12 protein-coding genes are annotated in these 13976 nt (G+C 37.9%); 6 read left to right on the top strand and 6 right to left on the bottom strand.

The window, feature by feature from the left end; genetic code table 11:
- The first annotated feature begins 8 nt into the window (after nt 1-8).
- Nucleotides 9-668: an MgtC/SapB family protein gene (locus AC3ITD_RS19500; protein ID WP_265797275.1), complete on the top strand. Its 660-nt coding sequence runs from the start codon at nt 9-11 to the stop codon at nt 666-668.
- Here AC3ITD_RS19500 and AC3ITD_RS19495 read toward each other — a convergent pair.
- Entirely contained in the window at nt 665-958 is a 294-nt protein-coding gene (locus AC3ITD_RS19495) for an energy transducer TonB (protein WP_489362268.1), read from the bottom strand. The genes AC3ITD_RS19500 and AC3ITD_RS19495 overlap by 4 nt on opposite strands.
- Nucleotides 959-1008: 50 nt before the next feature.
- A complete protein-coding gene (locus AC3ITD_RS19490) occupies nt 1009-1563 on the bottom strand; it encodes a toxin-antitoxin system YwqK family antitoxin (protein ID WP_489362266.1) in 555 nt (184 codons plus the stop codon).
- A gap of 222 nt (nt 1564-1785) precedes the next feature.
- Between AC3ITD_RS19490 and AC3ITD_RS19485 the strand changes: the two genes are divergently transcribed.
- Nucleotides 1786-3213 carry an L-serine ammonia-lyase gene (locus AC3ITD_RS19485; RefSeq protein ID WP_489362264.1) on the top strand — a complete coding sequence of 476 codons (1428 nt, stop codon included), beginning with the start codon at nt 1786-1788 and terminating at the stop codon, nt 3211-3213.
- 200 nt (nt 3214-3413) lie between these two features.
- On the opposite strand, the gene AC3ITD_RS19480 is transcribed toward AC3ITD_RS19485, so the two are convergent.
- Both AC3ITD_RS19480 and AC3ITD_RS19475 read right to left on the bottom strand, forming a co-directional pair.
- Nucleotides 3414-4325: an AEC family transporter gene (locus AC3ITD_RS19480; protein WP_489362262.1), complete on the bottom strand. Its 912-nt coding sequence runs from the start codon at nt 4323-4325 to the stop codon at nt 3414-3416.
- A gap of 65 nt (nt 4326-4390) precedes the next feature.
- Complete coding sequence (locus AC3ITD_RS19475; RefSeq protein ID WP_265797271.1) at nt 4391-5626, bottom strand: DEAD/DEAH box helicase; 1236 nt, start codon at nt 5624-5626, stop codon at nt 4391-4393.
- 526 nt (nt 5627-6152) lie between these two features.
- Between AC3ITD_RS19475 and AC3ITD_RS19470 the strand changes: the two genes are divergently transcribed.
- Entirely contained in the window at nt 6153-6731 is a 579-nt protein-coding gene (locus tag AC3ITD_RS19470) for an RNA polymerase sigma factor (protein ID WP_489362260.1), read from the top strand.
- Nucleotides 6724-8016: a carboxypeptidase-like regulatory domain-containing protein gene (locus tag AC3ITD_RS19465; protein ID WP_489362258.1), complete on the top strand. Its 1293-nt coding sequence runs from the start codon at nt 6724-6726 to the stop codon at nt 8014-8016. Before AC3ITD_RS19470 ends, AC3ITD_RS19465 begins: the two co-directional genes overlap by 8 nt.
- A gap of 211 nt (nt 8017-8227) precedes the next feature.
- On the opposite strand, the gene AC3ITD_RS19460 is transcribed toward AC3ITD_RS19465, so the two are convergent.
- Together AC3ITD_RS19460 and AC3ITD_RS19455 are read right to left on the bottom strand one after the other, a co-directional pair.
- Nucleotides 8228-9238, bottom strand: coding sequence for an inorganic phosphate transporter (locus AC3ITD_RS19460; protein WP_056850681.1), 1011 nt, complete (start codon nt 9236-9238; stop codon nt 8228-8230).
- Nucleotides 9239-9250: 12 nt separating this feature from the next.
- Entirely contained in the window at nt 9251-9892 is a 642-nt protein-coding gene (locus AC3ITD_RS19455; protein WP_489362256.1) for a DUF47 domain-containing protein, read from the bottom strand.
- A 362-nt stretch (nt 9893-10254) separates the two neighbouring features.
- Here AC3ITD_RS19455 and AC3ITD_RS19450 point away from each other — a divergent pair, with 362 nt between their 5' ends.
- Together AC3ITD_RS19450 and AC3ITD_RS19445 are read left to right on the top strand one after the other, a co-directional pair.
- A complete protein-coding gene (locus AC3ITD_RS19450) occupies nt 10255-12042 on the top strand; it encodes an AsmA family protein (RefSeq protein WP_489362254.1) in 1788 nt (595 codons plus the stop codon).
- Between the two features lie 62 nt (nt 12043-12104).
- Nucleotides 12105-13940: a hypothetical protein gene (locus tag AC3ITD_RS19445; protein WP_489362252.1), complete on the top strand. Its 1836-nt coding sequence runs from the start codon at nt 12105-12107 to the stop codon at nt 13938-13940.
- Nucleotides 13941-13976: the final 36 nt, after the last annotated feature.

Genomic DNA, 13976 nt, shown 5'->3' with positions numbered 1-13976 from the left:
TCAAAGCAATGAACGACATTCTAGATAATAGCCATTTTATTACACAAAGTGAGGTTAATAAATTTTTATTGGCAACATTATTATGTGGCTTAATTGGTGCAGAACGCGAATACAGAAGCAAATCTGCTGGTCTAAAAACGATGATGATGATTGGCTTAGGCGCCACTCTATTCACCATATTGTCCGTAAAAATCGGGCCTACAAGTCAGGACAGAATTGCCTCCAATATTGTTACTGGTATTGGTTTTCTTGGTGCTGGCGTGATTTTTAAGGAGGAAAATCGGGTTAAAGGATTAACCACGGCTTGCATTATCTGGATCGTTGCTGCCATTGGAATGGCTATTGGTGGTGGGTATTATGAACAGGCCATTGGCGTAACAGGCGTTGTACTATTAGCTTTAATTATTTTTCCTTTTTTGGAAGAAATTGGAGACCGGAGGTTTACAAAAAGGATTTATCGCATTGTTAAAAAACAACATACACAGGGCGATTTAGAAAGTTATGAGGAAGTTTTTAGAGAAAATAAACTAAAGCCCCAGCGGGGAAAACATCAGTTAGCAAATAATATCATAACCGGGAATTGGACTGCCACTGGCACGCCAAAAAACCATCGGAAATTTGTAGAGAAAATGTTAAAGGATGAAGACATTATTGAATTCGACTTCTAAAAGTTAAAATTCATTCGCTGGTTATACTTTACACGCACCGGAACACCCCTCTGTTTACCCGGTTTCCATCTCGGGGATGAACTTAAAACTCTCCTGGCCTCCTCGTCAATGGAAGGATAAACTGATTTATCAATCTTGATTTCCACTAAATCTCCTTTTTTATTAACTACGAAACTTAACATTACAGCTCCGCGAACGCCATTTTTTTGCGCATCAGATGGATATCTGGTTGCAGAGCCCAGATATTTATTCCATGCGGTTTGCCCACCAGGAAATTCGGGCGCTTCCATCGCTGCCGTATAGGGATAATTTACAGTTTCTATGATCGTTTCGCCAAAGATCAGCTTCCCGCTTTCAAATTTCTCGATAAAAGTATCGCCTTTTTAGCATATCTGCCTGACCAAACACCGTGTTTAAATCCATTTATATAATCACCTTCTTGAAAAAGTTCATCATCTCCTGATTTTGTTGTTTCTTTTAAATGGCCATTTCCATCCGAAATATTTACATGACCTGTAGAGTCTGCATCGTAGATTATTCTAGAATTTGTATTAAGAACAAATTGATTTAATGATGAGCTAATTCCAATCGTCTGGTCAGTACCGGGGTTCATTTGAATATATTCTGCCCTCCGCTTCTCTTTCCCGTTAGGATGATAAAAAATAGATATCCCTGCAAGAACCCCGTTTTCATAATTCATCATTTGTGTTCTATTACCCAAACTATCGAAGCTCAGAACCGCACCTTGATAAACAAGCCTCGGCTCAAATGCGTTGACATAACCCTGTGATTTTCGTTTCCCATTTTGAAAAAATTCCAAAAGTTTAAATCGGTTATCACCCGAATCAGGCTCCTCTATTACTCTTATAAAATCGGCCTCCTGCCTAGTAGCCACTTCTTTTCCGGCTTCTGTTAAGTAGTAAATATTTTTTTTACTTGAGCTTGAGCAAAAAAGGCAAATGCCGATATGAATAATATCAATAAGCGTAATTTCATCGCTTAAAGCTATGCAGAATTCGCAAAAAAAAGAAAAATATCACTTTATTTTTGTCATCAAAACGACTCAAGAGATATTTTAATAAAAACAAATCATAGCTTTGTATAACTCACTATCTTCATGACTAAGGAACAGATTTCAGTTTTCGATATTTTTAAAATAGGCATTGGCCCATCGAGTTCCCATACACTTGGTCCTTGGAGAGCTGCTCAACAATTTACCTCATCGCTTACCCTACAAGATTTACTCGATGATGTGGAAATGGTAAAGATATTACTTTATGGTTCTCTTGCCAAAACAGGCAAAGGTCATGGAACTGATGTAGCCATTTTACTTGGTTTAACTGGCGCAGATCCGGTAACTTTTGATGTTGATGCCGTTACACCAACCTTTGAAAATATCCAGAAGGAAAAAAAACTTAATCTTGCCGACCAAGCCATAATTGATTTTGATTACAACAATGATTTATTGTTCCTTTTCGCAGAAAGCCTACCCTTTCACCCTAATGCGGTTACCTTTCAGGCGTTTTTAAAAAATGGCAAGGCTCTTTCCGAAACCTATTATTCCATTGGAGGAGGTTTTGTGGTAAAAGAGGGTGAAGACAATAGTCAGAAACCACAAGTCGATTTACCCTTTCCTGTAGAGAAAGCGAAAGAACTTTTACACTGGTGTTTATCAACCGGACTAAAAGTGAGTGAAATTGTAATGGAAAATGAACTGGCCTGGCGAAAAGAATCGGCTACCAAATTCGGTATTCTTCAGCACTTTGCGGTAATGAGAGATTGTATTTATCGTGGCTGCCACACTACAGGGTTTTTACCGGGCGGGCTGGATGTTGCCCGAAGAGCATTCCCATTGAACAAACGATTAATCGGCAAAGCCGAATATACAGACTATAACTCCTGGTTAGAAGCCATCAAAAAAGGTGGTAACGGCTTCAACTACATTTTAGATTGGGTAAGTTGCTTTGCTTTGGCGGTAAACGAAGAAAACGCATCATTCGGAAGAGTAGTAACTGCACCAACAAACGGCGCTGCAGGCGTTATCCCTGCAGTTTTACAATATTTTATAACTTTTTGCAACGGTTATTTCGAAGAGAAAATCATCCAATTCATTGCCTGCGCATCCGAAATAGGAAGCATTTTCAAGAAAGGCGCTACCATTTCTGCAGCCATGGGTGGTTGTCAGGCAGAAATTGGGGTTTCGTCGGCAATGGCAGCAGCAGCACTTACAGAGTGTTTAGGTGGTTCTCAGCGACAGGTTTTAATGGCTGCTGAAATTGCGATGGAGCATCATTTGGGCTTAACCTGTGATCCGATTGGTGGTTTGGTTCAGATTCCCTGTATTGAAAGAAATACGATGGGTGCCATTAAGGCCATTACAGCGAGTCAGCTAGCGTTGCAAAGTAACCCCGATAAGGCGAAGGTGAGTTTAGATGCGGTGGTAAATACCATGTGGGAAACTGCTCTTGATATGAATGCAAAATACAAAGAAACATCAGATGGTGGCCTGGCTACCAATATTCCAATTAGTTTGCCTGAGTGTTAATTGGCTTCACCCTGTCAAAGTCTATGTGTCGGCCAATTAGGAGCGTTCCCTTCCCGGGAAGAGATGGCTTTATCGGACAGAAATTTAAACCTGCGTTTTAATATTTATGGATAAATTCTATTTAAGCTTTGTGGTCTTAACCTGTTTCCAGTTTATATTTTCTTAAATACAAAAAAAAATTGCGTTCTCTTTGCGGTTACCTAAACGAATCCCGAATATTTAAGTACCATCCACCAAATGCCTGTAGTAACAAACGACAGCAGTATCCCCATACCGACGACCAGATTAGAAACTTTAGGATTTAAGTTATATTGATCAGCTACAACGCCGGCTGTCAGTAAGGTTGGCATGGCCATTTCAAAGATTGTAATCTTTGTGATCATCCCATTCATTCCCAATAGCATAGCTATAACTAGAACAAAAAGCGGTGCAAATATCAACTTATATAACAATGCAAAGCTGATGTGTTTAATTTCGCTAAACCAACCACCAAATTTCAGCTGCAGGCCTATTGAAAATAATGCTAGCGGACCAACAGTTCCGGCTAGTTTATCGAACAAAGTATCTAAAGATGATAGGTTTAGATAAAGGGGTAAAATTAATGCCAATACACAACCAATCAATGGCGGGAAAGTAAGTACTTTTTTAATAACCAATTTTGCACTTAATTTCTGTTTCTGCGATGAACGAATGGCTACAATTATTCCAATGGTTGATAATAAAGTAAAAGTAATCTGATCGCAAATAATAGCGATTGCCAGTTCCTTTTCGCTGAAGTAGGCAATAATTAACGGAAAGCCAATAAATGAGGTATTGCTTAACGAACTCACCAATTTTAAACCACCAGAAGTTGCCCGGCTAACGTGGGTAAATTTGGCGTAAAAGGTGATAAATATCCATCCAAGAAGCCAAACACAAATCGGTGCCAACGCCGGAAACAACAAATCTTTTGTCCACACAATGTGCGGCAGGTATTTGAAAGAAACTGCGGGTAATGCAATATAGATAATCCACGCATTAATGCCCTTATGCGCATCTTTCGGTAGTGTTCTACTTTTCCTAAAAAGAATACCTGCGATAATACATAAGCCGATTAGAATGAAATTTGCCATATTAGCGCAAATATACTGATAAAAGAAAACGCCAAATAGTTTTGTCTAAATGGCGTTCGTGATATTTATATAGCAGGATTGCTGGGCTTAGGCTTTTTTTTATTCCAAACCTTTTTCTTCGCATTATTTCTTGGGTGTTGGGGGCGCTTTTCTTCCACATGTGTAATCTCCATTGTTGAAATGTGTTCCGGTAATGGCATTCGCGGAACTTCCTTTTCAATCAATTTTTCGATATTATCAAATTTACGCTTATCTCTACTGTTAACTAAAGTTATGGCAGTGCCCTTGGTTGCCGCTCTTGCCGTTCTTCCAATTCGGTGAACATAATCTGCCGGATCGCCAGGAACATCGTAATTAATTACCAAATCAATTCCTTCTACATCAATACCACGAGATAAAACATCGGTACCAATCAGAATTGGTAGTCTTTTGTTTTTGAAAGCCAGTAAAATATCTTCCCGCTCTGTTTGCGTTAAATCAGAGTGAAAAGCGGCAGCCTTGATACCCAGACCTTTAAATGCCTTGTATAAAGCTTTAACCTTCTCTTTGGTTGAAGCAAAAATAATGCTGCTTTTGTAAGTACCGTCTTTAAAAAGATCGGTTAATAAAGCCTGCTTCTGCTGATCGTGAATGTTATAAGCTTGCTGATCAATGCCCTCTGCTGGTTTAGCGATGGAAATTGTAATCTGCTGAGGATTATTTAAGATGCTGCCCGCCATTTTTCTGATTTTTGGCGCCATGGTGGCCGAAAAAAGAAGCGTTTGTCTTTTCTGCGGCAAGTAGCTTACAATACGCATAATGTCATCATAGAAGCCCATATCAAGCATTCTATCTGCCTCATCTAAAATTAAATGCTGCAAATGTTCCAACTTCAATAAACCTGATGATAAGTGTGCCATTAACCTGCCTGGTGTGGCAATAATAATATCCACGCCTTCACGCATCGAGCGTTTTTGTTGTTCATAGGCAATGCCATCGCCACCACCATAAACCGCCAGCGAACTGATGTTGGTAAAGTAAGCCAAAGCTTCTACCTGTAAATCTATTTGTTGGGCAAGCTCTCTTGTTGGCGCTAAAATGAGTGTGTTATTGTGCCTGTCTTTAGCACGGGCAATTTTATCCATTACCGGTAAAAGGTAACTAGCGGTTTTTCCGGTGCCCGTTTGCGCGCAAGCAATCAGATCATGATCGGCCAAAATGACCGGGATTGCTTGTTGTTGTATTGGGGTAGCGCTTTTATACCCCATAGCCATTAGGCCTTCATGTAAATCGGGGTTAAACTTAAAGTCGTTAAAATTCAATCTATTGTGTTTATGTATTTTAGCAAAAGTACCTCAAATTAAAACGAATAGCAAACGCCAATGCCGCTTAGACTTTTAAAAACTAAGTCGTCTGTTTTTTCATCCTCTAATTGATTTGAAAGTGATTGTTTTAAAGCTCTTGGCTACAGTAGTCCCGCCCTTTGTTGTAGCCCTCTCCAAAAAGCTCCGGGCTGCCACTTCGGTCGCTTGCCAGCAGGCAGGGGTTTAAATACACCGGTTACTACATAAAAGGTGAAATGCTAATGCTACACCAAGGCCAGAAAACCTTTAAAAAAACACCGAATTTTATTAATTGCCCTGGTTGAAGCGGTTACCCTGCAGCGAAGGAAGCATGACGAGCGAAACGTAAGAGCGGAAAACGGGAACAAACTTTAACAGCGGCTTTGTCTTTGCGCTTCAAAAAAAAGATGATGAACGATAAACTGAAAACCATTTCACCTTATTGCCGCCCTTACTGAAAAATATTTTTTATACTTGAAAGATATTTAAATAGCTACCCCATTTTTTGAAGTTTATAAAAAACATAGCTGGTATTAACCAGAAGGATGATGCAGATTTAATTGCTGAGTATAAAAGTACTGGCGATTTAGATGCGTTGGGTACGCTATACAATAAATATATGCACCTGGTTTTCGGGGTTTGCCTCAATTATTTTAAAGATGAAGAGCTGAGCAAAGATGCCGTGATGCAGATTTTCGAAGAATTGGTAAAAAAGCTAAAAATACATGAAGTACAGAATTTTAAAAGCTGGCTTCACGTATTAACCCGAAACCATTGTTTAATGGCGTTGAGGAAATCTTCGAAGCAAAATAATGTATCTATTGATGATACTTTTGTGGAAAACAGCGAATTTGTGCATCTGGATATTGACGACACAAAAGAAACGCAGCTTACTATAATGGAAAAGTGCATGGAAACTTTGCCCGAAGAACAGCGGAAAAGCGTAGATTTATTTTACTTGCAAGAGAAATGTTATAAGGAGGTATCTGAGATAACAGGCTACGACATGTTAAAGGTGAAAAGCTACATCCAGAATGGAAAGCGGAATTTAAAAATTTGTATAGAAAAAAATAGTAGTGAATAACGACTGGTTAGATATTGATGTTCTGGAAGATTACCTGGATGGTAAACTTGATGCTAAGGCGATGCACTTTGTAGAGCGCCAGGCATTGGAAGATCCTTTCGTAGCCGAAGCTTTGGAAGGCTTGAAACAATCGCCAAAACGCAAGCAAACGCTATCTATTTTACAAAAACAACTTTACGATAGAATTTCGGAGAAACCCGCTAAACGTAAAATGTGGGGCATAACTACACATCGTTTAAGTATTGCAGCAACAGCTACTGTAGCTTTTATTGCTGTGAGCATTTTGTTTTTTATGCGGGAAACCAGCCGTAAAAATGCTGAAACTGCGGCCAGGAAAGAAAACGGCGTTATTGTTAATTTGGATACTACAACTTCACTTGCCAATACAAAACCAGCTAAAAACGATACCATTACTGCCAATACCAGATCAGCTTTAATTGATAAAGCAATCGTGGATGCTAAAACAGGCGATTTAGCAAAAAACACTAAAAAAACGCGTGTTAGTGCTAACGATGAGCCAGCTTTAATAGCCGAGCAGAAGAAAGCGGTAATGGGTTTAGCTAGAGAAAAAACAGAGGTTGCACCAGCAGTGAGCAAGGCAAAGCAGGCTTATGCTACGAGCGAAGTGGCCATTGCAACGGCACCAAAACTGGGCGCCAACCATGTTGTTTTTAGTGGCAACGTAATCGACCAAAGCAATGGTAAACCCATTGAAGGCGCTGTGGTTAAGCTTACTGGATCAAATAGGGTAACAGCTACAGATGCTAAAGGTTATTTTGCCCTGCCGGCAGATAGCATTCCAAAAGACAAAGATTTGATAATTAATGCTATTGGTTTTAGAGAACGGCCAATTACCAATGTGAACGACCCGAACGCGATTAGAAACGCGATGACAGGAGATAAATCAATTAATGAAATTGCTGCCATAATGGGTTCAAACGGTCGTAAAAAGGAAAATATTCCTGCACCCAAAATTATGTTGAAAGCAGAACAAAATTTGGATGGAAAGACATTAACGGAAATCACTAAACCTGTTCCTGTATCGATAATCAACTATAACCAATATTTAGAAACCAATAACAGACTTTACAACGCAAAAGGTCCTGAACAATTTGTGATTGTAAGTTTTAAGGTTAAGAAAAACGGTCGTCCTACAAATGTTAAAGTTATTAAGTCATTAACTCCTAAAGCTGATACAGAGGCAAAGCGACTCATTCAAACCGGACCAGATTGGGTTTTACCTAAAAACGGCAGCGACATGGTAGAAATGAGTATAAGGTTTTAATGGCCGGTATGGAGTTATATACACTTAGGTAAAATATTGAAAGCGTAAAAGCTATATATGACCATAATCAATATGGTTTCTGGCAAGCCGCAAATAAGATTGTAGCGCAAAAGTTTATCTTAGCTATTTAACGAACTTTTCTTCAAAAGATTGTTAAAAAAAAAGACCAAAGCAAAGTGCTTTAGTCTTTTCAAAATGTCTTTTAATTTGTCTATTTGAAATAATAAATCGCTCCGTAAATAAGGGCGGCTAAAGTTGCTGAAACCGGAATGGTTAACACCCAGGCCCAAATGAGGTTAATGGTTACACCCCAACGTACAGCAGATACACTTTTTACCACTCCAACACCTACAATTGAACCTGTAATGGTATGCGTTGTAGAAACCGGGATACCAAAATGCTCAGTAATACCCAAGGTAATGGCACCTGCACCTTCAGCGGCGACACCTTCCAATGCTGTAACTTTGGTAATTTTTGACCCCATTGTTTTAACAATTTTCCAGCCACCACTCATGGTCCCTAGTGAAATTGCCGAATAACAAGCAATTGGTACCCAAGCTGGCATTGAATCAAAATCAGGAATCACTTTAGCAGCGATTAATGCAGTGGCAATAATACCCATTACCTTTTGTGCATCGTTACCGCCATGAAAGAAACTTAAAGCAGCAGATGATAATAACTGCAGACGTTTAAACCACTTCTCCGCCGTTGAAGGCTTAGCATAGCGACAAATATTAATGATAATTAGGGTTAATACTACTGAAATGACCAAACCAATAATTGGAGCAAGTACAATGAAGGATACAATTTTAATTACATAACCCATGTTCACTGCATCCATCGGACTAGCGCCGATAAGCAAAGCATGTGTCATACCGGCGCCAGCAAAGCCACCAATTAGTGTATGCGAGGAACTCGAGGGAATACCGTACCACCATGTTAACAAATTCCATATAATAGCGGCCACTAAACCAGCCAGAATTACCTCTAAGGTAATATAATTTTCAATTACTGTCTTGGCAACCGTGTTGGCAACCTTATGATCGGTAAAATAAAAGTAAGCTGCAAAATTAAAAAGCGCAGCCCATAAAACCGCCTGAAAAGGCGTAAGAACTTTTGTAGAAACAACTGTTGCAATCGAATTAGCGGCATCGTGAAAACCGTTAATGTAATCGAAAGCAATAGCCAGAATTACAACAACAACCAATAAGGTAGTTACCATGTTTGTTTATTATTAAGCGTTTTTAACTAAGATAGTTTCCAGCACATTTGCTACATCCTCACACTTATCTGTCGCTTTTTCTATCGTTTGTAAAACCTCTTTTTGTTTAATTAATTCAATTGCATTGGTTTCGTATTCAAATAAACGGGCAACCGCCAATGTAAATACATAATCTGCCTGGTTTTCGCCGCTATTAATACGGATACAAGCATCAGCAATTACACGTATGTTTTTGAAACTGCGTAACTCTTTAATTGCTTTATCAATATCAGTACACATTTCTACTAAAAGCTCTGCAATTTTAACAATTGGCTCGCTAATCGTATTCATATTATACATTTGCATGCGGTTGGCTGTACCGTAAATATAATCAGCAACATCATCAACAGCTGTAGCCAATTGGTGAATATCTTCCCTATCAAAGGGTGTGATGAAGTTCCTGCTCAATTCAAGAAAGATTGAGTGCGTAATATCGTCTCCTACATGCTCTAAGCGTTCAATTTCTTTAAAAATTGTTTTCCTGCTTTCAGCATCAGCAGTACTGACCATCTCTAATAATGCGTCTGCAATTTTCAATGCATTGCTACCAGCTTGCTCAAAAAGAGGATGAAATTTTCTGTCTTGAGGTGTAAAGAACTTAAAAATATTGTTCATGTTAATTTCTAATATGTTGCAAAGCTACAAGCCCAATGTTAAGTTAATGTTAATTCACTAATTATATTAAGGAATAGTTTATTATCAAAGCCCTATCCTAAACAATTAGAAGTGATGATGTTAGCCGAAACGTTGCTTGTTTTCATTTAGTAAAGCAATGGATGTACCTCTTGGGCAATATCTGCTCCGCTTTGTGCTACAATCTTTTTAATAATGAAAGCCAATGGGAACTCCAAAAATTACTACAATTAAAAAGTATTTACGCGTTAATAGGGTTTATTAACAAGGGTTTGTGCAATCAGAAAACGCAGTAAAACAAACCTTTCTAGGAATCAACTGTTCTATAGCGATAAACCAAAAAAATGACAGCTAAAAACAGGAACAACCTTTGGATTTGGATAGGTAGTATTGCTGGTGGATTAATCCTCATTTTAGCCTTTGGGGCAATGTTTATTAGTGCCCGCTGGAAGCCAATTTTAACCGAAAAAATTAAAGAAGGGGTTTATAATGCATCTAGTCATCTTTATAAAATAGATTTCAAAAGTATTAACTTAAACGTAATTACCGGAAGTTTGGCCCTTCGCGATGTAACGCTTAAAGCAGACTCGTCGGTTTACGATTCCTTAAAACAACAAAGATTAGCCCCTGCTCATACCTTCGAAATAAAGCTTAAAAAACTTCAAATCACAAGGGTGAGCATTTTGACTGCCTATTTCAAAAAACGATTGAACATTAACCAAATCCTACTCGATCGGCCGTCCATCAATGTAACTTTTAATAAGGTTCCTAAAAAAATAGATACCAGTAAGGTTCAAAAATCACTTTACGACCAGATTTCAAAAAACTTTAAATCCGCAACTATAAAATCTATTAAAATTATAGATGCCGATTTCGATTATATCAACAAGAGCACTTCTATTAAAGCAAAAAACAGCGTTAAACACCTCGACGTTACGGTTAAAGATTTCCTTTTAGATTCATTATCCGGAAAAGACACTTCCAGATTTTATTATACGAAAGATATTTCGTTTCATGTTGCCGGCTATAAATCCAATACAAAGGATAGGATGTACACCATGAAAATCGATACGATTAGTGGCTCTTATTCATCAAAAAAACTTAGTATTAAAGGATTTACATTGAAGCCGCTTTATCCTGAACTGGAATTTTCAAGAAAATACAAGGTTCAAAAGGATCGGTATGACTTAAGTTTTAGCAACATAGAATTTAACGGAATAGATTTTATAAAACTGAATACTGATCAAAAAATTGAAGCAAATTCCATTAAAATCGGGCCCGCCAATGTTGCTGTATTCATGAGCAGAGAATCACCACCTCTCCCAGGCCTGGATAAAGGAAAGAACTATCCACATCTGGCTTTGAAGCGGTTAAACATTCCAATCATTATCGACACTGTAAAACTAAGAAATGTAGATGTTAACTATTCAGAGTATAACCCTGCAAGTAAAAAAACAGGTTCAGTTGAATTTACATCTTTGAAGGGAAATATATACAACGTTACCAATGATAGTTTACGTTTAGTTAAAAAAAATCATGCAATTGCTGATTTGAATACCATGTTAATGGGCACAGGAAAATTGAATGTAAAAATTGATTTTAATCTCACAGCTGATAATGGGGCATTCAGCTATAGCGGTAGCCTGGGAAAATTCGATTTGAAAAATCTCAATTCATTATCAAAAAACTTAGGTTTAATTGAGGTGGAAAGCGGAAATATCCAAAATATAACATTTAAAGCAAATGGAAACCTACGATCGGCCTCTGGCTCGATGACCATGTTGTATAACAATTTAAAAGTTAAATTACTTTCTGATAATATTGACGGCGAAGGCACAAAGCAAAAAGGATTATTATCGTTTCTAGCCAATACTATTCTAGTTAAAGATGAGAACCCAAGTAAGGGCGACCCTGCACGAACCGCTAACATAAGTACAAGGCGAATTAATTCGGGATCGTTTTTCAATTTGATGTGGAAAACCCTATTTGTGGGTATAAAAGATATTGTTGGTGTAGGTATTGTGCCTGAAAAAAACCCTGTTCAACAGCAAAAAGTAATCGCAAAGAAGATAAGAGAACAAAAAAGAGCAGATCGAAAAGAAGCACGGAAAGCCAGAAGGGAGAAAAATTAGGCAACATTTTTTACAATACGATTATAAATGTATATTGCTATGAAAACAAGTCCTTTCGTTAAATGCCTGATACAAAATCAAACAGATATAAGCTTTTAAAATGGATTGCCGCAATATTACTGATTATCCTTATCCTACTTGCAGGATTAGCCTGGTTTTTAAATGTGAAATCGCAGCCGCTACTTTCCAGCCGCATCAAAACACTTTTATATAAATCAACAGATAGCCTTTATACCATTAGTTTTTCTAAAGTTACCACCAATATTTTAACTGGTAGTGCTACCCTTTACAATGTAAAAATTACGCCTGACACCAACCGTTTCAACCAACTGATCACTTTAAAAAGAGCGCCTAACAATCTTTACACCGTTACCCTCAAAAAACTTCAGGTTAAACATTTCCATCCTATTACACTTTATCGGCATCAGAAGCTCCAACTCGAAGAGGTGATTTTCGATAAACCCGAGGTTAGTATGATGAATCGTCAATTTGAATTTAATGAGAACCGGCCACCCAGACCTATAAAATCTCCTTATGGGATGATTTCGCAAAACCTAAAGGAGTTTCGTATCGATAACATTCTTTTCAGAGATGCTAGCTTTAAATATGTCAATAAGAATATACCAAATTCAGTACCTTTTATTATTGATGATTTGAATATTACGCTTAAAGATTTGTTGGTCGATTCAACCTCCGCGGAAGATCCTGATCGCTTTTACCTGCTTAAGGATGTAATCATCAACCTAAAAGATTATACATATCCCACTCCTGATCAGATGTATCATATCAAACTGAACCAACTTGATTTTAAAGCATCGACTGGAAGTTTAAGGATAAATAGATTTGAGGTTAAACCGCTTCATGATGAAATGAAGTTTGGGAAAGTTGCAGGCTATTCTAAAGATCGGTTTCATGTAGAAATGAGCAATATTTCAATCAAAGGAATCGACTTACCCATATACATCAGTAAACAGGAATTCAGAGCCAAGGAAATGAATATAGCAAATGGCTTTGTTTCAGTTTTTAACGATAATAGCATGGGGAGCAACCGAAACCCTGCAGATAGCGTTCAGAAACAAGTAGGAAGGTTTCCTCATCAATTGTTGCAATCAATGGGTGTCCCTGTACTTGTTCAAAAAATTAACTTAAAAGATGTTGATGTAAGTTATGCCATTTATAATGCGGAGAGCCAGCAGCGAGGTAAAATTTCATTCGAGAAAACAGCGGGAACTTTTAAAAATGTAACTAATCTCGATAGAATAAAAGCGATAAACCCGAACATGGAAGTGAAGCTAAAAACTTATTTGCTCGGCCAGGGAGAACTTGATTTGGCTTTCAACTTCGATCTGATTGCCAAAGACGGGGCATTTACGTATAAAGGGCAACTACAGACCTTTAATGCCAGAGTTTTAAACCAAATTACGAAACCTTTAGGACTTGTGCGCATCAATAGAGGAATTGTAGATAAGCTTAACTTTAATTTCAAAGCCAATAATGATGGCGCAAAGGGCAATGTTAATTTCTACTACTATGACTTATCAGTAGCGCTAATGAAAAACGATCCCTCTAAAGATCATTTGGTTACCCGTGGGCTGCTTTCTATTTTAGCCAATGCGTTGGTTATCAACTCAGAAAACCCGGATAGGAATGGGAAATTTACCCCAGCGAAAGTAGATTATGAAAGGGTAGAAAACACTTCATTTTTTAACATGATTTGGAAAAGCCTTTTTTTAGGCATTAAAAACAGCGTTGGAATTACCGAAGAAAAGCAACAGGAAATTAAAAAACATATTAAAAATTTTAACGAAATGCGAGAAAATCATCGCATTAGAAAACAAAAAAGGTTACAACGAAGGCAAAAACGGGAAAAGGAAGCCGCTAAAAAGGAAAAGCGCTAAATAGAAAAAATGTCGAACCTTTTTATATCTTTAAAT

This window comes from Pedobacter sp. KH_004 (genome assembly GCF_057840755.1).
The sequence above is the reverse complement of the archived record's forward strand: the minus strand, read 5'-3'. Positions and strand labels throughout refer to the sequence as shown.

Excerpts from the sequence above, each read along its gene's own strand:
- AC3ITD_RS19500 (WP_265797275.1), top strand. The coding sequence starts at position 9 with ATGAACGACATTCTAGATAATAGCCATTTTATTACACAAAGTGAGGTT.
- AC3ITD_RS19495 (WP_489362268.1), bottom strand. The coding sequence starts at position 958 with ATGGAAGCGCCCGAATTTCCTGGTGGGCAAACCGCATGGAATAAATAT.
- AC3ITD_RS19485 (WP_489362264.1), top strand. The coding sequence starts at position 1,786 with ATGACTAAGGAACAGATTTCAGTTTTCGATATTTTTAAAATAGGCATT.
- AC3ITD_RS19480 (WP_489362262.1), bottom strand. The coding sequence starts at position 4,325 with ATGGCAAATTTCATTCTAATCGGCTTATGTATTATCGCAGGTATTCTT.
- AC3ITD_RS19460 (WP_056850681.1), bottom strand. The coding sequence starts at position 9,238 with ATGGTAACTACCTTATTGGTTGTTGTTGTAATTCTGGCTATTGCTTTC.
- AC3ITD_RS19455 (WP_489362256.1), bottom strand. The coding sequence starts at position 9,892 with ATGAACAATATTTTTAAGTTCTTTACACCTCAAGACAGAAAATTTCAT.
- AC3ITD_RS19450 (WP_489362254.1), top strand. The coding sequence starts at position 10,255 with ATGACAGCTAAAAACAGGAACAACCTTTGGATTTGGATAGGTAGTATT.
- AC3ITD_RS19445 (WP_489362252.1), top strand. The coding sequence starts at position 12,105 with ATGCCTGATACAAAATCAAACAGATATAAGCTTTTAAAATGGATTGCC.